This is a genomic window from Amphritea sp. (assembly GCF_050300915.1).
Taxonomy (GTDB): Bacteria; Pseudomonadota; Gammaproteobacteria; order Pseudomonadales; family Balneatricaceae; genus Amphritea.
On record NZ_JBNKYN010000008.1, the window covers coordinates 54849 to 77493 of the forward strand.

22 protein-coding genes are annotated in these 22645 nt (G+C 50.0%); 13 read left to right on the forward strand and 9 right to left on the reverse strand.

The window, feature by feature from the left end:
• Positions 1-30: 30 nt before the first annotated feature.
• Genes ACQY8X_RS03635 through ACQY8X_RS03645 form a run of 3 tightly spaced genes read left to right on the forward strand, consistent with a single transcriptional unit; the run spans position 31 to position 5136 of the window.
• On the forward strand, positions 31-1254 hold the full coding sequence (locus ACQY8X_RS03635; protein WP_428033781.1) for a multicopper oxidase domain-containing protein: 1224 nt from the start codon (positions 31-33) through the stop codon (positions 1252-1254).
• A gap of 25 nt (positions 1255-1279) precedes the next feature.
• Entirely contained in the window at positions 1280-2638 is a 1359-nt protein-coding gene (locus ACQY8X_RS03640) for a multicopper oxidase domain-containing protein (protein WP_428033782.1), read from the forward strand.
• A gap of 38 nt (positions 2639-2676) precedes the next feature.
• Positions 2677-5136, forward strand: coding sequence for an Ig-like domain-containing protein (locus tag ACQY8X_RS03645; protein ID WP_428033783.1), 2460 nt, complete (start codon positions 2677-2679; stop codon positions 5134-5136).
• A gap of 187 nt (positions 5137-5323) precedes the next feature.
• Here the strand turns inward: ACQY8X_RS03645 and ACQY8X_RS03650 are convergent, their stop codons facing one another.
• On the reverse strand, positions 5324-6256 hold the full coding sequence (locus tag ACQY8X_RS03650; protein WP_428033784.1) for a hypothetical protein: 933 nt from the start codon (positions 6254-6256) through the stop codon (positions 5324-5326).
• Between the two features lie 644 nt (positions 6257-6900).
• On the opposite strand from ACQY8X_RS03650, the gene ACQY8X_RS03655 reads away from it, so the two are divergent.
• The 6 genes from ACQY8X_RS03655 to gspD all read left to right on the forward strand — a co-directional run bounded on the left by ACQY8X_RS03655 (position 6901) and on the right by gspD (position 13879).
• Positions 6901-7362: a hypothetical protein gene (locus ACQY8X_RS03655; RefSeq protein ID WP_428033785.1), complete on the forward strand. Its 462-nt coding sequence runs from the start codon at positions 6901-6903 to the stop codon at positions 7360-7362.
• A 19-nt stretch (positions 7363-7381) separates the two neighbouring features.
• Entirely contained in the window at positions 7382-9403 is a 2022-nt protein-coding gene (locus ACQY8X_RS03660) for a S8 family serine peptidase (protein WP_428033786.1), read from the forward strand.
• A gap of 75 nt (positions 9404-9478) precedes the next feature.
• The gene (locus ACQY8X_RS03665; protein WP_428033787.1) at positions 9479-10588 is read left to right on the forward strand and encodes a PilN domain-containing protein; all 1110 of its coding nucleotides are present in this window, start codon (positions 9479-9481) and stop codon (positions 10586-10588) included.
• The gene (gspM, locus tag ACQY8X_RS03670) at positions 10575-11162 is read left to right on the forward strand and encodes a type II secretion system protein GspM (protein ID WP_428033788.1); all 588 of its coding nucleotides are present in this window, start codon (positions 10575-10577) and stop codon (positions 11160-11162) included. The genes ACQY8X_RS03665 and gspM overlap by 14 nt, the downstream gene beginning before the upstream one ends.
• Positions 11159-11752 (forward strand): hypothetical protein, encoded by a 594-nt coding sequence (locus ACQY8X_RS03675; RefSeq protein WP_428033789.1) that lies wholly within the window; start codon positions 11159-11161, stop codon positions 11750-11752. The genes gspM and ACQY8X_RS03675 overlap by 4 nt, the downstream gene beginning before the upstream one ends.
• A gap of 12 nt (positions 11753-11764) precedes the next feature.
• Positions 11765-13879, forward strand: coding sequence for a type II secretion system secretin GspD (gene gspD / locus ACQY8X_RS03680; RefSeq protein ID WP_428033790.1), 2115 nt, complete (start codon positions 11765-11767; stop codon positions 13877-13879).
• Positions 13880-13956: 77 nt separating this feature from the next.
• Here gspD and ACQY8X_RS03685 read toward each other — a convergent pair whose 3' ends face one another.
• Genes ACQY8X_RS03685 through ACQY8X_RS03695 form a run of 3 tightly spaced genes read right to left on the reverse strand, consistent with a single transcriptional unit; the run spans position 13957 to position 15431 of the window.
• A complete protein-coding gene (locus ACQY8X_RS03685; protein WP_428033791.1) occupies positions 13957-14181 on the reverse strand; it encodes a TIGR02450 family Trp-rich protein in 225 nt (74 codons plus the stop codon).
• A 4-nt stretch (positions 14182-14185) separates the two neighbouring features.
• Positions 14186-14836, reverse strand: coding sequence for a ChrR family anti-sigma-E factor (locus tag ACQY8X_RS03690; RefSeq protein WP_428033792.1), 651 nt, complete (start codon positions 14834-14836; stop codon positions 14186-14188).
• Positions 14826-15431, reverse strand: a complete 606-nt coding sequence (locus ACQY8X_RS03695; RefSeq protein WP_428033793.1) for a sigma-70 family RNA polymerase sigma factor — start codon at positions 15429-15431, stop codon at positions 14826-14828. Before ACQY8X_RS03695 ends, ACQY8X_RS03690 begins: the two co-directional genes overlap by 11 nt.
• Positions 15432-15628: 197 nt before the next feature.
• On the opposite strand from ACQY8X_RS03695, the gene ACQY8X_RS03700 reads away from it, so the two are divergent.
• The 4 genes from ACQY8X_RS03700 to ACQY8X_RS03715 all read left to right on the forward strand — a co-directional run bounded on the left by ACQY8X_RS03700 (position 15629) and on the right by ACQY8X_RS03715 (position 19559).
• On the forward strand, positions 15629-17005 hold the full coding sequence (locus ACQY8X_RS03700) for an NAD(P)/FAD-dependent oxidoreductase (RefSeq protein ID WP_428033794.1): 1377 nt from the start codon (positions 15629-15631) through the stop codon (positions 17003-17005).
• On the forward strand, positions 16998-17810 hold the full coding sequence (locus ACQY8X_RS03705; RefSeq protein WP_428033795.1) for a DUF1365 domain-containing protein: 813 nt from the start codon (positions 16998-17000) through the stop codon (positions 17808-17810). Before ACQY8X_RS03700 ends, ACQY8X_RS03705 begins: the two co-directional genes overlap by 8 nt.
• Positions 17797-19161 carry a class I SAM-dependent methyltransferase gene (locus ACQY8X_RS03710; protein WP_428033796.1) on the forward strand — a complete coding sequence of 455 codons (1365 nt, stop codon included), beginning with the start codon at positions 17797-17799 and terminating at the stop codon, positions 19159-19161. Before ACQY8X_RS03705 ends, ACQY8X_RS03710 begins: the two co-directional genes overlap by 14 nt.
• Positions 19162-19262: 101 nt before the next feature.
• On the forward strand, positions 19263-19559 hold the full coding sequence (locus ACQY8X_RS03715; protein ID WP_428033797.1) for a SemiSWEET transporter: 297 nt from the start codon (positions 19263-19265) through the stop codon (positions 19557-19559).
• On the opposite strand, the gene ACQY8X_RS03720 is transcribed toward ACQY8X_RS03715, so the two are convergent.
• The 5 genes from ACQY8X_RS03720 to ACQY8X_RS03740 are packed head-to-tail and all read right to left on the reverse strand — an operon-like array spanning position 19544 to position 22538.
• Entirely contained in the window at positions 19544-19993 is a 450-nt protein-coding gene (locus tag ACQY8X_RS03720; RefSeq protein WP_428033798.1) for a nuclear transport factor 2 family protein, read from the reverse strand. The genes ACQY8X_RS03715 and ACQY8X_RS03720 overlap by 16 nt on opposite strands.
• Complete coding sequence (locus ACQY8X_RS03725; protein WP_428033799.1) at positions 19986-20888, reverse strand: SDR family NAD(P)-dependent oxidoreductase; 903 nt, start codon at positions 20886-20888, stop codon at positions 19986-19988. The genes ACQY8X_RS03720 and ACQY8X_RS03725 overlap by 8 nt, the downstream gene beginning before the upstream one ends.
• Entirely contained in the window at positions 20885-21484 is a 600-nt protein-coding gene (locus ACQY8X_RS03730; RefSeq protein WP_428033800.1) for a DUF3833 domain-containing protein, read from the reverse strand. The genes ACQY8X_RS03725 and ACQY8X_RS03730 overlap by 4 nt, the downstream gene beginning before the upstream one ends.
• A gap of 12 nt (positions 21485-21496) precedes the next feature.
• A complete protein-coding gene (locus ACQY8X_RS03735) occupies positions 21497-22024 on the reverse strand; it encodes a chalcone isomerase family protein (RefSeq protein WP_428033801.1) in 528 nt (175 codons plus the stop codon).
• Entirely contained in the window at positions 22014-22538 is a 525-nt protein-coding gene (locus ACQY8X_RS03740; protein ID WP_428033802.1) for a DUF2878 domain-containing protein, read from the reverse strand. Before ACQY8X_RS03740 ends, ACQY8X_RS03735 begins: the two co-directional genes overlap by 11 nt.
• Positions 22539-22645: the final 107 nt, after the last annotated feature.

A 22645-nucleotide genomic window follows, 5' to 3' on the forward strand; every position in this document is an offset into this window, starting at 1 on the left:
TATCAGCTCAAAAGTTAAAGGAGCGAAACCATGAACAAGAAAGCAATAAGCCTGATGGTCAGAGCTGTTATTGCCGGTGCGATGATCAGCTGCGCCGGCCTCGCCAGCGCAACCGTCTATACACAATGCCCCGGCGACCTGAATGGTGACGGCGACAATATCGACGCGGGAGAAGATTCTACCGTTAAATGTATGCACCTGTCCGGCGGTGATGGCTACCTGAAAATGGCCGATGATCGCCCTATGTACATGTTTGGTTTTGGCAATATGACTGGTATACCCGACGGACAGGTCATGACTGAAGGGGTTCTTGGCGCAGAGTTTCCCGCCCCCAGCATCGAGCTGAAAGAGGGCCAGCCTTTCTACCTGACACTGTCTAACGTAGGGATGGTGATGCGACCCGACCTGTTTGACCCGCACACCGTGCACTTTCACGGTTTTCCCAATGCGTCATCGGTGTTTGACGGTTTGCCGGATACCGGAATAGCTATCAATATGGGCGCCAGCCTGACCTATTACTACAATATTCAGGACCCCGGTACCTATATGTACCATTGTCACGTAGAGGCAACTGAACATATGCAGATGGGGATGCTGGGAAATCTCTATGTCCATCCGAAACAGGATGGCCAGGTACTGCCCGATCCCGATGGCATTCGCAGCCACTCAAAGTTTGTTTACAACGATGGGGATGGCTCTACTGGCTACGATGTCGAAGTACCGATTCAGATCGGCTCTTTTGACTCACGCTTCCATGATGCCAGTGAAGGAGTTCAGCCCCTGCCCTTCGCCAATATGGCGGATAACTACCCGATGCTGAATGGTCGGGGTTATCCGGACACTGTTGTCCAGGGAGCCCTGCCATCTGTTGATAGCTACCTAGATCCAGGCATCCCGTTTAAACCCGGTCGGCAAACTCAGAAGGTATCTACCCATATCGAGGCCAATCAGGGCGAGAAGATTCTATTAAGACTTTCCAACCTGAACGTCACCCGCTTTTACTCGCTGAACACTCTGGGTATCCCCATGCAGGTGGTCGGTATGGGCGCCAAGCAACACATCAGCCCCGCAGGGAACAAACTTTATTATAAAACCAACTCTGTCACTCTCGGTGGCGGTGAGGCAATTGATGTGCTGCTGGATACAGCTGATGTCTCTGCAGGTAAGTATTACCTCTACACGGGTAATCTCAACTACCTGAGTAACGGTGATGAAGATTTTGGCGGGATGATGACTGAAATCATTGTCAACTGAGTCTGAGCAGGCAAGGAGAATTATCATGAAACTATTACGCAGCTTTGCCGCACTGACCAGCGCGCTGGTGCTTACAGCCACCAGCCTGACAGTGCAGGCGGAGATCATCGGCATCGAGGGTACTACCACCGATGGCCACCAAAAAACCTTTAACCTCGAAGCCGCAGCAGCGGCCATCAGCACCCCTGACGGTGATAACTTGCTGATCTGGGCCTATGGTGATCGGGATAACCCATCAACTGAGGTGCAATATCCGGGGCCTACTATCATCGTGCATGAAGGTGATGCGGTCACCATCAACCTGACCAATACCGATATCGGCGAGCCGGTGTCAATAGTATTTCCAGGTATGGCAAATGTTACCGCTGTCGTGTCTAACGACCTCCATATCGATGGCAGTACCGACCGTGTTGTACTCACAGAGGAGGCCAGCATAGGCGAAACGGTTTCTTATAGTTTCACTGCAAGCAAACCCGGAACCTACCTATACCACAGCGGTTCCAACCCGGATCTGCAGGTTGAGATGGGGTTGAGTGGTGCTCTTATCGTTCGCCCGGCTAACAATCCCAACAGCCAGGCTTACAATAATGCTGACTCGGCCTATGACCATGAGTATCTCTATTTCCTGACCGAGATGGATACGTCTATTCATCAGGCGGTGGACCTGGGTCTGCAACCTGATACCAGTAACTTCCATGCAGTACTGTGGTTTATGAATGGCCGCAATGGTCCTGACACCATGTTCGATAACAATGTTGCCTGGATGCCTCATCAGCCTTACGGCTCTCTGACACGGATGCATCCAGGAGAGAAAGTCCTGTTGCGGATTATTGGTGCTGGCCATGATATGCACCCTCTGCATACCCATGGTAACCATTTCCTGCAGATTGCCCGCGATGGTCAGGTACTGACCAGCGACCCGGCTAATGCAGCCACCATCGGTGCTGACCTTGCATTTGGTGACTATACCCAGCAGGTTCTGCCTGGCGCTACCTATGATGCGATCTTCGAGTGGACTGGCAGAAACATGGGCTGGGATATCTACGGTCATACCAGCGGTAGTGGAGCACTCTGTAACAATCTTCCAGGGCCATCAGACAGTACTGACCCCGTTAGCTTTGAGGACTGTCGCTACCACAACGTTCCGATTCCCGTTGATCTACCTGAAAACCTTGACCTGACCTTTGGTGGTTTCTACAGCGGTAGCCCATACCTGGGTTCGATGGAATCCCTGCCTCCCGGTGAAGGAGGTCTCAACCTCAATGGCGGCCTGTTCTTTATGTGGCACTCCCACACAGAAAAGGAACTGGTCAACAATGATATCTTCCCCGGCGGCATGATGACCATGCTGATTGTTGAACCACCTGGCGTACCAATCCCATAGGATTGGCATCAGAGAATTAAGGAAAAAGGAGTCTTATTATGAATATCCTGAGACACTCCGCTTTGCTAATCGGATCCCTGATGCTGACATCTGGATCGATACAAGCGGCAACCTACGACCTGTGCGTAGGCGAAACACAAACAAACATTCCATCGGTACCACTCGCCGTGCGTATGTGGGGATATGGAATTGACGGCGGCACCGGAACCACCTGTAACGCAACGGTTCCGGGACCTCAGCTTGATGTGCCAGTGGGTGATACGTCGTTGACCATTAATCTGCGTAATACCCTGCCCAATGATGCCACATCGGTGATGGTTCCGGGTCAGGGACTGCCCTCAGTTGGCGGAACGCCTGTGACCTTCACCGATCCACAGGGACGGGACAGAATTCGTTCTTTTGTCGCTGAAACGGCCCCGGGAACTACTGGCGTGTATACCTGGAACAACATTAAACCCGGTACCTACCCTTACCAGTCCGGGACCCATGTCCAGGTTCAGGTACAAATGGGCCTCTATGGGGCAATGGTCCAGAATGAGGCCGCCAATACGGCCTATCCAGGCGTAGCCTATGATCAGGATAAAGTTCTGATCTACAGTGCCATAGATCCAGTCTTACACGACGCAGTCAACAATGGCGAGTATGGTGCTAATTGTGCCAACCCTGCCCTAAACCCAGCTACCGGCAATTATGAGTGTTTAATGACCAGTACTATCGACTATAAGCCGAAGTATTTTCTGGTTAACGGAGCAACATACAATGTCGGTAGCTTACCAGAAGATATCGGTCCGGCCGGCAGTACAACGCTGCTGCGGATGATCAACATGGATCTTGACACCCACGCCCCAGTCCTGCTGGGCGACACGATGGATCTGGTTGCTGAATCAGGCTATCCCTACCCCTATCCTCGACGTCAGTATTCTGTGAATCTGGCGCCTGGACAGTCAAAGGATGCCCTGATAACCCTAGGGGAAGGTACTACAAAACTGTCCCTGTTTGATCGTCGCCTGAATACCACCATTGCCGGTGGTGTGGGTGGAGGTCTGGTAAACCAGTTTGCCGTTTCGGGAGCCGCCGCGAGCACGGATCCGCTCTACTACTTTTCCATGTTTGCAAACCTTACAACCAGAAACGGTACAACCCTGGTTGGCGGCTTGAGTATCGAAAACCGAGATGTGGCGAGTTTCGACCCTGCAACTGGGGTATGGACACTTGTTCTTGATGGCTCTGCCTACAATCTTGTCGAAGCATCAGATGGTGTAACCATGGCAAATATTGATGCCTTACATGTGTTTGCCGATGGCCGGATGATGTTATCTTTCAGCGAACCAACAATAGTACCTAACCTCGGCTCTGTTGATGACTCAGACTTGATACTCTTTAATCCTTCAAATGTAGGTAATGAGTTCAGTATTGCTTATACCGCTGTAGAGCTTGGTCTGGATACAGATGCAGAGGATATCGATGCACTCAGCGTTGATGTTAATGGTGATCTGCTAATTTCAACTGTAGGTGGAGCTTACGTTACCGGGCTTACTCAAAATGCATATGATGAAGATGTCATTCGTTTCAGCCAGGCCACCCGAACCTGGGAGCAGATGTTCGATGGTAGTGATCTTAGTAGTGACTTCAATGCAGCTGCAGCGGATATAGATGCTTTAACACATCCCGATGCCAACCAGCTACTCTTCAGCATTGTTGGTAATATCAACCCTTTTGTGGGGATTCCTAGCACAACGGATGAAGATATTCTCTCATACAGCGGTAGCTTTGGGCTAAACAACACCACAGGCCAACTGAAAAAACGTCTGGACATGACGGTAGACGCAGGTCTCCCAGGATACGCTGATATTACTGCTATGAGCTGGAGTAGTGGATTGCCTTACGTGAACTCTGCACCAGTAGCCGTTAATGACGTGTATAACCTGGATCTCAGGTTGAATGTGTCGCTAGCGGTTGCGGCACCGGGTGTATTGGCTAATGACTCTGACCCTGATATGAATTCGATTTCTATTCAGGCTGAATCTAAAGCCACCACGTTAGGAGGAACCCTGGATATCACAGCCGATGGAAGTTTTATCTATACTCCTCCAGCAATCACTTCAGGGATCGATACCGTTTCTTACACGGTTAACGATAATTATGGTGGCGTTACTCAGGGAACAATAACCATTAATGTTGACACCAGTACAAATCCAGTGAATGAAGCTCCCATAACGGTAAAAGATCGTGTTTCAACGACTTTGAACACCGCTATTGAGATCGATGTACTGGCCAACGACACTGATAACACTGGTATTATCAACCCGTCCACTCTTGTTATTACGTTGGAACCTACTCAAGGAGGAACGGCCGTTGTCAATCCTGCAACGGGCGTGGTCACTTTCACCCCTGCTCTTAACTTTGTAGGGACTGATGTATTCAAATACAGAGTAAGAGATGAGTTTGGCTTAATCTCCCGTCCTGGGAAGGTTATCGTCAACGTAACCACTAACTAGAAACTACCCCCCAGCAAGCAGAATCCACGGCAGGATCGCTGTTTGCCAAAGGGGAGCCTATAGAGGCTCCCCTTTTTTTATGACCAAATTATTTAAACGGACACGCTAGAGATAGCAGGCAATAATAAGAACCATGAGATTCCCTAGCGCTCAATCTTATAATCTAATATACGAGATCGTTACTCATTTATTTTTTAATAATAAAACATTCCTCAACCAATTCGCTTATTCTTTTGCCCGTAAGTTCAAAAACATGATTAGCAAAAATAATATCTGACTCCAGACCTAAAATCTCTTCTTTATCCGCTAAAGAAATGATATCAAAGCTTTCCATCTCATCTACAACATTATAAGGGATCTCAGAAATTCTGTTATCCAAACCCAATCTTTCATTCATCCAGGCTATATCAGAGGACTTTTTCTCCAATACCTCTTCAACCAGATAACTGGGTAAATAAAACTTTTCCTTTCCTATTACTTTTAAAGATCGAGTAAAAATTCCAGGTTTTGGAGTAACATTGCTCGTCAAAGACACATTATTTTGAATATGATATAAAAACTTAATCGACAATAAACTCAAAGAACTATTAGCCGATTCTATAGGATAATAGGGTAAACCAAAATTGTTACAAAAGTCCTTGACTACATCTCCACCCAACAATGATTTAGCTTCAAATATCTTATATGTAACCTCACCAAAAACAGTTTCAAATTTAGAGAATCTATTTTTATAGTTAGGCGCCAGACTCGATGAAATATCAATGCACTTGAGCTTCAATCGCTGCTGATAGGCACTGCTCATATATGCAACAACGGGCCTGACATACGCAAAAACAACAATCTCATCAACATACTCAAGAAGTTTAGACTTAAGGTTAATCAATTCATCTTCTGAAAGATGACAAATACCTTCACCTGAAAAAAAAATTACTTTAAAGTCTGACTCTAACGACTCTTCAATTTTATTTCTAAATATGAATCTTTTTTTATCCATCTCTTCGCCAGAAAGTTTCATATTAGCTATTAAAGCAAGAGACCCTGGATCTTTCATAAATCCGAATTGAAATACCATCGAGTGATTTAAAAATCCTAAGTCCGCATATACAACCCCGTCACCCAAACAGCTTCTATACTTATCCAGAAAACATTGAATCGAAGTACTACCTGTTTTATGCATCCCTATATGTAAAACACATTTCCTCAAGATATCCTCCTTAAATTCAAACACATAATAGCAATTACAAAACCAATTAAAATTTTCTTAGAAGCCACTAAAAACAAAAAAATATCAGAATACCACTTAATATTATGTAATATTAAGTACTATATTCTCGCTCTTATTTGAATAACCTTCTCTGTGCACTAAGATGAAATAAATATCTATCATTCTAAGCTCGCCTAATAATTCTGTCCCTATGCTAAGCAAAGTCTGCTATCAGATAGACCCTAAGACTAAGACTAACATGAACGGGTACCCACTATCTATTAAGTCCACCTGACCATCAATCCATATACTGTAGTTCACTTTCTATTCATTCTCAGTTTTGACAAAACGTATATTGGCGCTCTGTCGATATTGAGAAAAAAAGCAGATAATTTTGCTCCGCACAACTGTCACCAAAAGACAACACCTGTAACACTATGAAAAACATGAATAAAAAAATAAGAGTAGAATAATGGTGTGTTTATTGCCTATCTCTTAACACACTGTCTGTAATGGAATTGGAGACAGTCCTAGGTTAATCAATGGGGGGAGGAAGAGCGATGAACAGCTTTTTCAGAATCAACACGCTTAATTCACTGAAGATACTATTGCTCTGTTGCGCCGCGCTACTTCTCCAGCCAGCGGCCGCATCCGCAATTTTACCAGAAAATATTCAGCTAGAACTGGAACAGCAATGGGGCATCCGCGTTATCTCTCTGCGCCAGTCTGCTGCAGGCTATATGCTCGACTTTCGCTACAAAGTGACTGACCCGGTGAAGGCTAAAAAAGTGCTGGACAGGTCAATCAAACCACAACTGATCGTTACCCGAACCGGTAACCATCTGCAGGTCCCAGCCCCATCCAAGATAGGCCCGCTACGCCAGTCATCCAGAGAACCCAGGGCTGATACTAACTATTTCATCTTCTTTGCCAATCCTCGTCGCCAGGTAAATATTGGTGATGAGGTCAGCATTCAGATAGGCAAACTAGAAATACCTGGGATAAAGGTCAGTGATAGCTAAAGATGGAGTTATCAGCATAATGAAAACTATCTGGCCTTTATTCAGCCCTCTCTGCTTTTCGACGGCACTGTTATTTTCTGTAATCAGCAGCGCAGCGGTGGTTTCTGAAGAGTTACAACTGCAACTGGATGCTAGCGGAAGTTTTGATCCGGTAATGGTTATCTTACAATTCAACGATCAGAACCGCAGCCAACAAACCCTGCGGCAGGTCCGCAAAGCTATTCGGCAACTGCTTAAAACGAACAATCAGCTGAGCAAAACGGAAAGAAAGCAGCTGCGCAGACTATTACGCTCCGATATTATTCACTCACTTCGTGAACAGCTGATAAGTTCACGAAAAGAGCTTGATCCGTTACTGGATTTTTCTGCACAGGGAGAGATTAAAGATCTCTGGCTGATTAACTCAGTGGCTCTGACCCTGCCCGCTTATATGGTTGAAACACTGTCACAGTTACCCCAGGTTTCCTCCCTGAGAGCTGATCTGCTAACCGCAGCACCGGGTCAGGCTTATACTCCCCCCTCAACTCCCGAATGGAACATCGACAGTATCAATGTGCCACCTCTTTGGAGTCAGGGAATTACCGGTGACGGTATCGTCGTCGCAGTCATAGATAGTGGTGTTGATGGCGAACACCCGGATCTGGCCGGAAAATTTCGCGGAGGTAGTCACGACTGGCTTGATATGCACAGCAGCAGTACCACGCCCATTGATGGCTTTGGCCATGGCACCAACGTGACCGGACTCATCCTAGGGGGAGACAGCTCTGGAAATGCACTGGGTATGGCCCCTAATGCACAGTGGATAGCTGCCAGGGTTTTCGATCGTACCGGTTATGGTTCTCTCAGTGACCTGCATGCGGGTCTGCAGTGGGCACTAGATCCCGATGGGGACCCCAGCACCGATGATGCCCCCGATATTGTTAATAACTCCTGGGGGTTATACGGCACACTGGGAACCTGCAATACTGAGTTCCAGGCGGATATTCAGGCGCTGAAAGACTCAGATATTGCCGTTACCTTTGCGGCTGGCAACTCCGGCCCTTATAGCAACAGCAGTTTAAGTCCGGCTAACCAACCGGGGGTAATGTCGGTAGGGGCTCTGCAACAAAACCCAGACGGTTCACTGAGTGTTGCCCGTAGCAGCAGTCGGGGTCCATCTCCCTGCGATGTAAACGCCGTATTTCCAACCGTTTCAGCACCCGGCATTGATGTTCAGACCACCGGGATGTCCTACGGTAGCGGCCAGCCTTATACCGAGTGGGTTGGCGGTAGCTCGTTTGCCGTGGCCCATGTATCCGGTGTAATGGCACTGCTAAAAAGTGCAATGCCAACAGCGACAGTTGATCAACTGGAGCAAGCGATAATAGAGACTGCAACCGATATCGACCTGTCGGGGGCCGATGAAAATACCGGGCACGGACTCATCAATGCCCAGTCTGCCTATTTAAATCTATTAAATATTCTAGCCCAACCCAATCGTGCTCCAGTCAGCCGAAATGACCAGTATTACTTCAATCCAGTACTCAAAACCGTCATAAAAGCGACAGAGGGGGTTTTAACCAATGACACAGATGCAGACCTTGATAAATTAAGTGCACATTTAGTCACTCCACCTCAACATGGTAGCCTGACTATGAATAGAGGCGGAAGGCTAATATATGTACATACAGATACGGCTCAAACTGACACATTCACTTATGTTTCATTCGATGGCAAGGCCTTCAGCAATGAAGTAACTGTTACACTGAACCTTGACACAGCACCAGTAGCAAATACAGATTATGTAAGACTCAGACGGAACCGGACTAAAATTATAGATGTGGTTGCGAATGATACGGACGCGGAGAATAATATCGATCCTACATCGGTTAAAATTATTCATCAGCCCTCTATGGGCGGGGCTGTTTCTGTCAACCTGAATGGAACAGTCTCTTATACACCAGTAGAAGGATTCACAGGACGTGAAGTCTTCACCTACAAGGTGTTTGATAGTTTGAAAATGCGTTCAAATACAGCCAGAGTAGTCATTACAGTTCTATAAATCTCGTAACAATGGTGCAACTGAAGCAAACCAGTTGCTTATAACAGATGCTGAAAACCGGGGGGTTACCAGCAGATGACGACAGACAGCTCAACACCCGGCCTGTTTACGCAGAGGTTACGGGGGACTATTGCGGTACTTTCCAGTGCCCTCAGTTGGTGGTTTAGTCAACTGGGCCAGATGCTGCCGGCCAGAATCCGTGCGGGATGGCAGCAGGACAGTTTTAACCTCACTCTGCAACTACAGGATCAGCAGCTGACCTTCAGCGCGGGTCAGCAACGCTGGACGCTGCAAGCTCCCTGGGAAAAAGCCTCCCTGCCTGATACTTTAAAACCGCTCATCGCCAAAGCACAAAATGCGACGCTCTGCCTGCCTGAGAATATGATTCTGCAGACCCGCGTCACAGTGCCCCGCAATGCCAGAGACTATATCGATAATGTGGTTCGTTTTGAGATGGATCGGTTGACACCCTTCAGGGCTGATCAGGTCTACTTCGATACAGGCCCCGTGACTGATGAGCCGGGAACAGAGCAGTGCCATACGCAGCTGTACCTGGTTCCCAAAGATAAACTTGAGACGCTCCTCAATCAATTGCAGCTACTGGGTATTACCCCTGACAGAATAATACCGCAGGCATTTCTCAGCCAACAGGACAGCAACCTCAATCTACTGCCTGAATCCGATGAGGTATCACAACGGTCCCGCTATCAGCGCTTTCAGTTTGCTCTGATCTGTATCAACCTGCTGTTGCTGGTTTCGGTTATCAGCCTGCCGCTGTCAGAGAAACAGTCGCAGATAGAAGCACTGACAGATGAGGTAGCACAGCTGCGCAGCCAGGCTGAACAGGTGTTTCAGATTCGTGAAGAGCGGCAGACCCTGTTCCAACAACAGCAAGACTATATCACGCTGCAGCAGCAACAAAGCTCAGTTCTGTCACTGATTGCCGAACTGACCCGGCTGTTACCGGATGAAGTCTGGCTGAGTAAGATGTCGATGCAGGGCCGCTCACTGCGCATTCAGGGTGAAGCAGACAACGCATCAGAACTGATTGCCCTGCTGCAAAACTCAGGCAAGCTCACCGATGTCAGTTTTTACTCTCCGGTGACTCAGGACCCCCGTACCGGTAAAGAGCGTTTCATGATCTCAGCCAATCAGAGTCAGGGAGCGCGCCATGCAACTAAATAAACCGCAGCAACGTTATCTGGCCCTGGGCATACTGGCAATACTGCTGACGCTGCTTTATCTACTCATTATCGGCCCGGTTATCAGCCACTATCAGCAGGCCAATGAACAGATTGAAACCCTGACATTTCAGCTGCAACGCTACCAAAACCTGAACGACAACCGTCCCAATGAAGAAGCGCTACTGCAACAGGTTAAACAGGACTCGCCTCTGAGAGCCTATTTTCTTGAAGGGGAAACCCGCTCAGTGGTTTCCGCTAAGTTACAACAGCATCTGAAACAGATTGTTGCCCGCACCGGCGGCCAGATCGTCAGCACCCAGGGACTTCCATCAAGCCAGAATAATGACCAGTCACTACGCAGCATTACCCTGAAAGTGCAATATAAGGCTGGCATCGATGAACTTAAAGCGCTGTTGTTTGCCCTTGAAACCAGTAAACCCGGACTCTATGTCGAAGACCTGAGTATCAGTTCCGCCCCGATACGCACCTCCAGCTACGCCCGCAAACAGGTGCTGCCACCACTGGATATCAGGTTTAATCTCACAGGCTACACCACTGGCAGGGAGGCGTTATGAAAGCAGTACGCTACCTGACCCGGCTAACCCTGCTGCAGCTGAGTGTGATGGCGATACTAGGCGCTATTCTTGCTGCTCAACTTATGATTCCGCTGGCTGCGCCGACACGGGTGACACATGAGCAACTCGCTGAGCAGCCTGTTCTCCCGGAACTACCATCGATTCCGGAAGCCGATCTGCAGCCCGGTCAGTTTATCGAGATTAGTGAACGTCCGCTGTTTTACTCTACCCGCAGGCCTCAGGAGATCAGCACCGCCATGACTGCCACCCGCAGACCCGATCGTACCCCGGAACAGGACTGGATTCTGTCAGGCATTATTATCAATGGAGAGGATAACGTGGCACTCTTCAGCGCTATCGGCAAGAAAAACTTCGAGTCACTGAGACGCGGAATGAAACTCAGCGACTGGACCCTCGATACCATCACGCCGGACAGCGTAACGTTCAGCAACAATGGCAATGAAATGGAGATGCCGCTGATCAAGCCATCAGCGCCGAGGGCCGAACAGGCACCACGCAGCCGCTCCTCCTCTCTTTTTACCAATCAGAGTCAGTATGGCAAAGTCGTGCGTCCATTGGATAACCAGTAGCAGGAGAGTTTGATGAACAACATATCTATGTGGAAAGTTATATCGCTGCTGGTCCCCCTTTCAGGTTTGACAGGTTGTAACAGTTCAGCCATCTATCAGGATGAGGGCCTTACCCCTAACCAGCCGGTTGGTCAGATTATTCACCAGCGCAATCAGGACCGCAACAGCACTGCCGGTGCCAACAACACGACAGCGGTTGCACTTCAGCAGAATCAGACCAATCCGGGCTCAGCCCCTGATAAACAGCGCTTTGAACTGGTATCTGAAGCCCGGCCGATGATCACCCAGAGCCAACCGGCAGAAAGCGGCAGTGGCGAGGGGAATATCACCCTCAACTTTAACGACACCGATATCCATGAGGTGGCCAAAACCATTCTTGGAGATATTCTTAACCGCAACTATGCGATCAATGACGCCGTCAACATTAAGGTATCCCTGCACACCAGCCAGCCGCTTAACCGTGATGCCCTGATCCCCACTCTCGACTCCCTGCTGTTTATGCATGGCGCCGTGCTGCGGGATAACGGCCACCTGATCGAGATCATGCCCAAGAGCAATACCCTGGCCGGTGGTGCGCCGCAGCTGAAGCTGCAGAATGATCAGGGTTTCCAGACACTGGTGACGCCACTGCGCTATATCGCCGCCAAAGAGATGGAGAAGATTCTCAAATCGGTGGCCTCAGAGGGTGCCAGAATCACCGTCGACGAACCCCATAATCTGCTGCTGATGTCCGGCTCCCGCACCGAGCTGAACACCCTGCTCAACACCATTGAAACCTTCGATGTTAACCAGCTACGGGGGATGTCAATCGGCCTGTTCCGTTTACAGTCAGTGGATACCCGGACGATTCTCGGAGAACTGGAAAATGTCTTTGGCGATAAATCCTCGGGGCCAATGGCCGGGCTGGTTAAGTTTGTCCCGATCGAACGACTGAATACCGTGATGGTGATCACCCCTCAGCCACAATACCTGAAAAGTGCTCAGCAGTGGATCGAGCGGCTCGACCGGATGGACAATCTGGCCAGCACCTCACTGCATGTTTACAAGGTCAAATACGGCAAAGCTTCGCACCTGGCGGGCATGCTTGAGCAGCTTTTTTCAGGGCAGCGCTCAAAGTCAGGCAGCCAGGGCAGCGGCCCCCGCTCGCCCTCACCGACCTCTGCGGCAGCGCCATCAGCGGCGACACCGGCAGTATTGACCAGTCAGGGGACGTTAACACCGCTGGCTAGTCAGACTTCACTGTCCAACCTTGGCGAGATCAGTATTATTGCCGACGAAGAGAACAACTCGCTGCTGGTGCTGGCCACTCAGGCCGATTACGGCGTAGTCGAACTGGCGCTGCAGAAGCTGGATGTGCTGCCCCAGCAGGTGCTGGTTGAAGCGACCATTGTGGAAGTTCAGCTCTCCGGAGATCTGAAATACGGCATCGACTGGTTCTTCAAAAATGGCTTTGGCAACGGTGATACCGGTAACGGTTCACTGACAAGCCCGCAAAGTTCTACGGGCTTCAAATATCAGGTTCTGGATCGACTCAACAACCCACTGGCCCTGCTAACGGCACTGGCCTCAGACAGCCGCATCAATGTGATCTCCTCCCCTTCGCTGATGGTGCTGGATAACCAGTCAGCCTCGATCAAAGTCGGTGATCAGGTGCCCATCTCAACCTCTGAAACCACCAATACCTCAAACAGCAGCGGCAACCTGATCACCACCTCGGTGCAATATCGGGACACCGGTGTTCTATTGGAAGTAACGCCGCAAATTAAAGATGGTGGCATGGTCGTGCTGGAGATCAATCAGGACGTCAGTGATGCCTCAGTCACAACCTCTTCCGGTATTCAGTCACCAACCATCAACCAGCGCCAGATTAAAACCACCGTCGCGGTACAAAGTGGCGATACCCTGGTACTGGGCGGCCTTATCAGAGAGAACAAAGATCTGGGAGATGCCGGTTTACCTGGAATAAAAGATGTGCCCGGTCTTGGCTATCTGTTTGGTTCGAAGAGTGAAACCAGCCGCCGCACTGAACTGGTGGTGATGATCACCCCGACGGCAATCAAAAACCGCGACCAGGCCAGGGAGGTGACCGAAGAGTTTAAGCGGCAGATGAAGGCGTTAAAACTGTAACCAGAGCATCTCCGATGCTATTGCTGAAGCGCAATAAAAAAGCCGGACAACGATATCCGGCTTTTTAACACAATATTTTAACGCCAACCCTGCTTCCAGTTCTCACTATCCGTCAGTATTTGCCAGGGTACAGTCTGCTCTCGGCGACTCAATATAGCCTCCAGAACACACTGCTGCACCACGCCGGCCTCATCCCGTAGTAACTGTGTCACTAAAAAATGTTTCTCTTTGTTTTGCGGCTTAACGGCGGTCCATTTACTTAGCTGCAGTTTATCAGGGTTGAATCTGTTGTTTGCTGCCATCGGATCAGAAACCGGTGATTGGCTGTACCAGCTTACCAAACAGGGTGGTAAACCGCAGCGGCGCATCAGTCGCTATCAGGCAGATACAATCCTCTTCACTGTCTACCAGCGGCTGATGCTCAATCTGGTCATCCAGGTCAGCGACATCGCCGCGACAGAAACGCCCGACTTCATCGGAAAATGAGCCACGCAGCACCATCGTCAGTTCATTGCCATTGTGGGTGTGCGCCAGCATCGCTTTACCCGGTGCAATTTTCAGCAGACGAGAGACGCCACGCCCCTCCCAGGGCATATCATAGTAGGCAACGCCGGGCACAATTCGCTTCCACTCCAGCTGGTCCAGAGGACAGTGGATATACTCGGCTAACGGCGCAGGCAGCTCAGGATCAGCCATAATAGTGACGACCGGGGTTGCAGGCGATGCCGGCAGGTTATCAAACTGAGCCAGGAGAGAGGCCAGCATGTCATCGGCAACGCTTTCCGCTTCCAGTGATTCCAGCAGCGCACCGCCAACAGCATCACTGATCCCGGCCCGCTCCCGACACTGCGGACAGATCGACAGGTGGGACGCGACTACCAGCGCCATTCCCTGAGACAGGGCACCGGCAGAATAACTCACCAGGGTTGCATCATCGAGGTGGTGATTAATGCTCATACTCTTCACCTCCCCAGATCTGCTTCAGCTTTTCCGATGCTAACCGGATTCGGGATTTAACGCTTCCCAGAGGGATATCGAGACGGCTGGCGATATCCCCATGTGATCGCCCTTCGAAGTATGACATATAGATAACCTGCGCCTGATTCTCAGGAAGCTGGCTGATCGCTTTAGCGACCCGGTCTGACAACACTTCCTGCTCCCCCTGTCCTGCTTGCGCAGCGGTTTCGCTCCACTCATCAAGGCTATATTGGGGGTATTTCTGTTTTCGCATCCAATCGATGCTCTGATTTCGCGCCAGGGTAAAGATCCAGGTACTGGCCGCAGCCTTTTCCGGATGATACATATGCGCCTTGCGCCACACCGACAGCATAACCTCCTGGGTTACCTCTTCAGCGGCAGATACCGCAACGCCAAGACGTAAAATATAAGCCTTAACCCGGGGTGCAAAATGGTTAAACAACCGGGCATAGATACTTTTGTCAGGTTTGGCAGCCAGGCGGCCTAACAGATCGCTCCAATCGGAACTGGCCGCCTCGGTCTGACTAAGTTGCACAATGTTGTCCACATCCTCTCCCGGTGGTCTTTTTTTCATATGCCTCTTTACGTATTAGTTAAACATTCCGGATCATCCTGACTGAAAAAAACTTGCCATGAGCGCTGTGTATTCATAACAGAACCTGTGATCCTATTTTGCAACCCTCACGTATAGCCCTGCAAATAGAGCGCTGACTATGACGTTGTTTTAGCTGCTCTAAGCGCCTCAAACAGATCACAGTATGGACTGCACAGATGAATATTACCGCTATCCGCCCGAAAAAGATTGCTGTTATCGGCTCAGGTATTGCAGGATTAAGCTGCGCCTGGCTGCTGAATAAAGCGCACCGGGTCACCCTCTACGAAAAGGATGACCGGCTGGGTGGTCACTCCAATACTGTCAGTTTTAATCTCGATGGAACTCAAGTCGATGTTGATACCGGTTTCATCGTCTTTAATCCGTTAAACTACCCGAATCTGGTGAAATTCTTTGAGCATATCAATCTGCCAACCTGCGAGACCGACATGTCGTTCGCAGTCTCCATCGAGAATGGCCGGTTAGAATACAGCGGCTCAGGACTGGGCGGGCTGTTTGCTCAGAAACGGAACATCATAAACCCCGCTTTCTGGTCGATGATTAAAGACCTGATGAGGTTTTATCGCACCGCTGACACCATGATGGCTGATCCCGCTCTGGCTGACATCAGCCTGGGCGAACTGCTTGAAAGACATGGTTATGGCGAGCGTTTTATCTATGACCACCTGCTGCCGATGGGCGCGGCTATATGGTCCACACCGGTGCACCAGATGCTCGATTATCCGGCCATAAGTTTCCTCAGATTCTGCAAAAATCATGGACTTCTGCAAGTCAGTGACCGCCCTCAGTGGCATACAATTCCTGGTGGCAGCATCGGTTATGTCAACAAAGTTGCCGCGACATTAACAGGCAAGGTACGCCTCAACAGCCATATCCACAAAGTGATCCGTCAGCAAGACGGGGTGATAATCGAGGACCTGCACGGTGGCCGGGAGCATTATGACGATGTTGTCCTGGCCTGCCATGCGGATCAGGCACTGGCATTGCTGGTTAACCCTACCGGGGATGAACAACAGCTGCTGAGCAGTTTCCCTTACCAGAGAAACCGGGCTTTTCTGCATCTGGATCAGAGCCTTCTTCCCAAGGATAAAGCGGTCTGGTCCAGCTGGAACTATATGGCTTCTGGCAGCGGCCGGAATGACCGGGAGGTGTCGGTGAGTTACTGGATGAACTGTCTGCAGCCACTGCCAACCGAACAGCCGGTTATCGTCTCTCTTAATCCACTCAAAGAGCCCGCAGCAGATAAACTGATACGCAGCTTTTTCTATGACCATCCGGCGTTTGGCCGTGATTCCCTGTCTCAACAGCAAAACCTTTGGCGTCTGCAGGGACGCCAGAACACCTGGTTTTGTGGTGCCTGGTTTGGTTACGGCTTTCACGAAGATGGTATTCAATCCGGTCTGGCGGTGGCGGAGCAGCTGGGCGGTATTCCCCGCCCCTGGCGCCTGGACAATCCCAACAGCCGGATTTTCGTTGCTGATATTTCCGCCCATGACAGCAGCAACGTTGAGTTAAGGGCACGTATTCATGGCTAAACTCAACTCATCGGTGTTCGCCGGCGTAGTGATGCATCACCGTTTTACCCCTAAACGGCACCGCTTTATCTACCGGGTTTTCTCCCTCTGCGTCGATCTCGATGAACTGCCGCAGCTAAACCGCTCTTGCCGTTTTTTTGCCATCAACCGCTTCAACCTGTTTTCGTTTCATGAGAAAGATTATGGCCGGGGAGAGGGTTTGCTACGTCAGGAGATCACCGAACTGTTGTCATCACGGGGATACGCTTCAGCCACAAACCGGATAGAACTGCTCTGCTATCCACGCATTCTCGGATATACCTTCAACCCACTGAGCGTTTACTTCTGCTACAACCCTGACAACGAGGTGGAAGTGATTCTTTATGAAGTTAGCAACACCTTCGGCCAGCGACACAGCTACCTGCTGGTAAATGATAAACCGAATGCAAAAATTGTCCGCCACAGTTGCCATAAGCTGATGTATGTCAGCCCCTTTATGCCGATGGATACCGCCTACAGTTTCAGAATTCTGCCGCCACGGGAGAGCGTTTCCGTCTGTATTCATCAGAGCAGCCAGCGGGGAACTGATATCAAACCGATACTCAACGCCACATTTACCGGGCAGCGCCAGGAGATTAACGACAAAAACCTGCTCCGGCTGTTTTTCAGCCACCCTCTGATGACTTTCAAGGTTATGGGTGCAATCCACTGGGAAGCATTAAGACTGTGGCTGAAAGGATTAAAACTCGTGCCGCGCCACACCTCAAAAAGTTTCAGCATCAGCTGGTCAGATCGCAACGGAGAAACGCACTATGAAAACCTGTAATTACGAGACGCCCCCAACTGCTGGCCGGTCACAGGTAAAAACCCTGGCGCATCAATCACTCTCACAACAGCGCTATCCGCACGACTATAAACGTGAGTTTAGCGGCTCGATTGCGCCAAGCTGGATTGAACAACGGCTGCTTAAGCGACTCAGTGCTCCCCTCAATGAAACCCGCGGACGCATCCATCTGATCATGCCTGGCGGTTATCAGCAGGCGTTTGGTAAAGGGATTACTGATGACGACCATCTCCGCACTGAAACTATCCAGAAGCAATCCTGTGAAGCGCTCCAGGTCACGGTGCAACTGCACAGTCTGCGCTGTCTTGTGCGCTTATTTACCGGAGGTATTACCGGCTGGTCTGAGGGTTATATAGCCGGGGAGTGGGATAGCCCTGATCTGACGGCACTGGTTCGCTGGGCCCTGCAAAACGAAGCAATCCTGAAGGGATTCGCCAAAGCCAGCTTTATCAAACAACTGTTTGATAATATTCACCACTGGCGCAACCATAACAGCCGCAGTGGCAGTCGGCGCAACATTGCGGCCCACTATGACCTGGGTAACGATTTTTACCAGCTCTGGCTGGACCCGACCATGTCGTATTCATCGGCGCTGTTCAGTTCCGAACAGCAGTCACTGGAGCAGGCTCAAACAGCCAAATACCAACAGATCATTGATCTTCTGCAACCGGTGGACAATGCTCATATACTGGAGATCGGTTGTGGCTGGGGAGCCTTTGCCGAGCAGCTATTGCAGCAACATAATGTCAGGGTTCATGGCATTACCCTGTCGGCAGAACAACTACAGTGGAGCCGTAACAGACTCGCATCCGCCGGACTCGATAAAAGAGCCAACATCAGTCTCACCGATTACCGCGATCTGCTCAGTCAGTATGACGCAATTGTCTCTATCGAGATGTTCGAGGCGGTGGGTGAAAAATACTGGGACAGCTATTTCACTACCCTGAAAAAATCACTTAAACCGGGAGGCTCGGCAGTACTTCAGGTGATCAGTATCGAAGAAGGTCGGTTTGAAACCTACCGCAATCAGGCCGACTTTATTCAACGCTATATCTTTCCCGGTGGCATGCTGCCGAGTATCAGCCGACTGGAACAAAAGTTCGCCGAACATGGTTTTACCCTGCAACAGAAACAGCTATTCGGCAAAGATTACGCCCGCACTCTGAGACGCTGGCGAGAAAACTTCGAACAGCAGACGGCCGAACTGGCACGGCTGGGCTATGATGAACAATTCAGACGTTTATGGCGTTACTATCTTTGTTACTGCGAAGGCGGCTTTGAAGAGGGTAGTATTGATGTCGGGCTATACCAACTGGTAAACAGCACTCCCTGAAGGCAACAAAACGTCCTTTAATTATTAGAAAACATCATTTGTATAAACATGACAGTGACTTTATGATCGTCGCTCATTTATCGCATATTGATTAGCAAACGATGGAAAATTTCACCCTGATAGGGCTTCTCGCCGCCACCTGTACCACCTGCTCTTTTGTGCCTCAGGTGATACATATATTACGCACAGGGAATGTCGACGGCATATCCCTGATGATGTATTCAGTGTTCACCATCGGCGTTGCTTTATGGCTGGTTTACGGGCTGATACTTGGGGATATTCCGGTGATACTGGCTAATGTGGTAACCCTGGTGCTGGCCTCGATGGTGCTTATCCTCACGCTAGCCAAGCGCCGTAAGTCAAAACAAATGAACAAGAGTGATTATTCCTCTTTATAAGCCGCTCGCTTACGGATATAACCGATCACTCTGCCCAGCAGCGGAAACTGCTGCATCAGGATGCTGGCATCCCAGAAATCCTGATGACTGATCACCAGCCCCGCTTCGTTAAAACAGATGCGGCTGGTGCCCTCTGTAGAAAACGCCCCCGTCAGAGAAGAATCAGCCGAAAATCGCCAGAACAGATAACCGGTACGCCCCCGAATCTGCCACTCCAGCAGATCAAAGCGGACATCACTGAGTTGCCGGAACATCTCCTCCATCACACCAAGAAAGGCGCTTTTTCCCTGAATCTGATTGAAGGGGTCGGTAAAGCGGATATCATCAGCCACCAATTCACCCAGCGCAGCCACTTTTGCAGGCCTGAGCTGTGCCAGACTAATCGCGTAGTGGTTCAAAATTTCGGTATATTTATGATCAATTGTTTCAGACATCTCCACCTGCTCCTGTTGCTCTGCTAATCAGCCAGAAATACCAGCGATAGGGCAGCACCCTGAATAGTTTTAGCAGATAAACAAAGCGTCGGGGAAAAATAATTTCAAACCGCCCACTCAACAGGCCTTTGATTATCCGCCTGGCCGCCTCATCCGGCTCCATCAGGGCAGGCATCGAAAACTCATTTTTATCGGTCAGCGGTGTGCGGACGAAACCGGGGTTGATTAGCTGTAGCTTTACCCCACTGCCCTGCAGATCCAGCCGCAGTGATTCACACAAATTAATCAGCGCGGCTTTACCGGCACCATATGCCGCCGCCGTCGGCAGGCCGCGATAACCTGCTGACGAAGACACTACCGCTATCTGCCGTGTGCCGGTCAGTGTTCGCGTGGACTCTGGATTCGGCAGTGTTGTCTTCAGAGCCCCAAGCTGACGTTGCGAACTGTATTCAACCAGATCTTCAGAGTGGCCTTCCTGCACGCATACAGAGCCATGAAGATAACGGTATAAAACAGGATCGAGGCAGTTGATAGTTCCCTGTAAGTTGATATCCAGCAGATCCTTACAGCGCTGTGCTGAAAACTCATACGCCGAAAATGGGTCATGGCTGCCCGCATTCAGCACCACCAGGTCTGGTATCAATCCCTGGCGATCCCATGCCAGAAAAAGTTGCTGCACCGCATCCGGATCACGGATATCCAGAGGCACCGGTATCAATTCACCATCTGTGTTGCTGAGTTCCTGTTGTAACTGCTGCAATTGCTCGGTGCTGCGCGCAGAACCATATACCCTCACACCATGACGGCAGAGCAACCGCGTCAGCTCTGCCCCGATGCCCCGACCGGCGCCGGTTATCCAGGCAGTTCTCCAGGGCAGTGCGCGGTTCACACTCACAACGGACTCCCCTCCTGCGGTTCACAAGCGGACACAACCGCGTCGGCAAGCGCAGCCTCGGACGCAGTTAACTTACGTATATGCAGTGTTAACTCACCCACCGGCAGGCCAAACTTTTTCATTTTGGTACGGTTTATCAGATTGTTTTCATCGATCAGATAGAGCCAGTCATCCAGCTCGATATTCCAGACCCTGCCGTTAACCGGCACCTGCAGGGTATAACGCCAGTTAAGGGCGTTTCCCTGAACCTCACCGAGCGCCTCACCGACAATATCAGCCGCACTACCCCGGTAGCGATTGCCCTCTCTGATTAAGGTCCAGCAGCGACGCTGCTGTTCCCCATCATTGAACTCAAACTGCTCATCGAGAGTGCCGGTGCCGTCCTGCCACTGAGCGTTGATATCAGCCCGGAAACGCCGGGTCACCTTGCCGGAAAAGTTCTGTACCATACCATAAGCAACCAGACGTCCATTAAAGAACTGTTCCAGTTCTAATGCAGGCGTTTCATTGCGGTAATCATCTATGGAGCTGGCACACCCCGGCAACATTAATAAAACAGGTAAAGCCAGCGCCAGCAATGAGGCTGTGTGAGTCATATCCATCTCTGTTTACTCTGCGAATCTGCCGGTTAATTGTTGTGAGAACCGTGGAAAAGCACTATTTTCCGCAAGCCAGATATTCAGAAAAGCCCGACTAAAGTGCTTATCCTTAATCGTTCCTAAAAACCTCCGGTTGTAATAAAAGTGTCCGTAGCCATCGCCATCCTGATAGAAACTGAGAGAGTCCTGACTGTGTATATCGGGCCACAGACCCGCTAATAAGGCGAGCCAGCGCTGCTGATCGTTCGGCTCAACTCCAGCCCGCTGCCATTGCTCCTGCGTTTCATCCAGCAAACGCTGCTGACTGATATCCCGCTGATAATCAAGGGTCAGCAGCAAGGGGGATGATTTGTTAGTCGTAGTAAAAGTAAACTCCCCGTCGGGACTCTCAAGCTGAGCGTTATAAACACTAAACCACAGCACTTTCAGTTCTGCCTGACCAATCAATTTCATATTCTCAGGCAGCGGTTTTGCCACTGCGTGGGCCAGCCCGCCGATGAACAGAACCACAGATATCAACAACAGATTAATACGCACCTTTTGCCTCCCTCGGATAACACTGTGCACTTAACCACAGCAGCAGCAGCGGAAACAGCGCCATCCACACCAGCACCAACAGCACAAAACCCGGGATTAAGGAGACAGTGATAGTCACCGCGCCCAGTTTTGCCGCAGCAAGGTAGGTCAGGCTGGCAGACACGCCGCCACATAACGAAGCGAGCAGCCAGCGGTTGTGAAAATAGCCTAAACTCTGTCTCAGGGTGGCGGAGAAACAGAACCAGAGAAACAGCAACCATAGCGGCGGAAACAGGGACTCAAACTGAAAAACACCCGCGGCGGTCAATAGCAGATCCACACCAAAACCGGTCAAGCCACAAAACAGCACCACAAAAAACTCATTCACCGGGTTTCGATGAAAGATCAGATGGAGTAACAACAGGCTGATGAGAACAGGCAGGCTTTGACGGGTTAAAAGAATGGCACACCACCACGCCAGCTGAAAACCAGCAACATTAACCCAAAACCGTTGTGACGCACCCGATCTGCACATTTTGATCCCTCCTGAATCTACTACGCTGCTCTGCTCAGAAAAGATCAGTTACTCGGTGTTAATCTCAGAAAAAAAATCAAACACGATCTAGGTCATAAAATAGTACT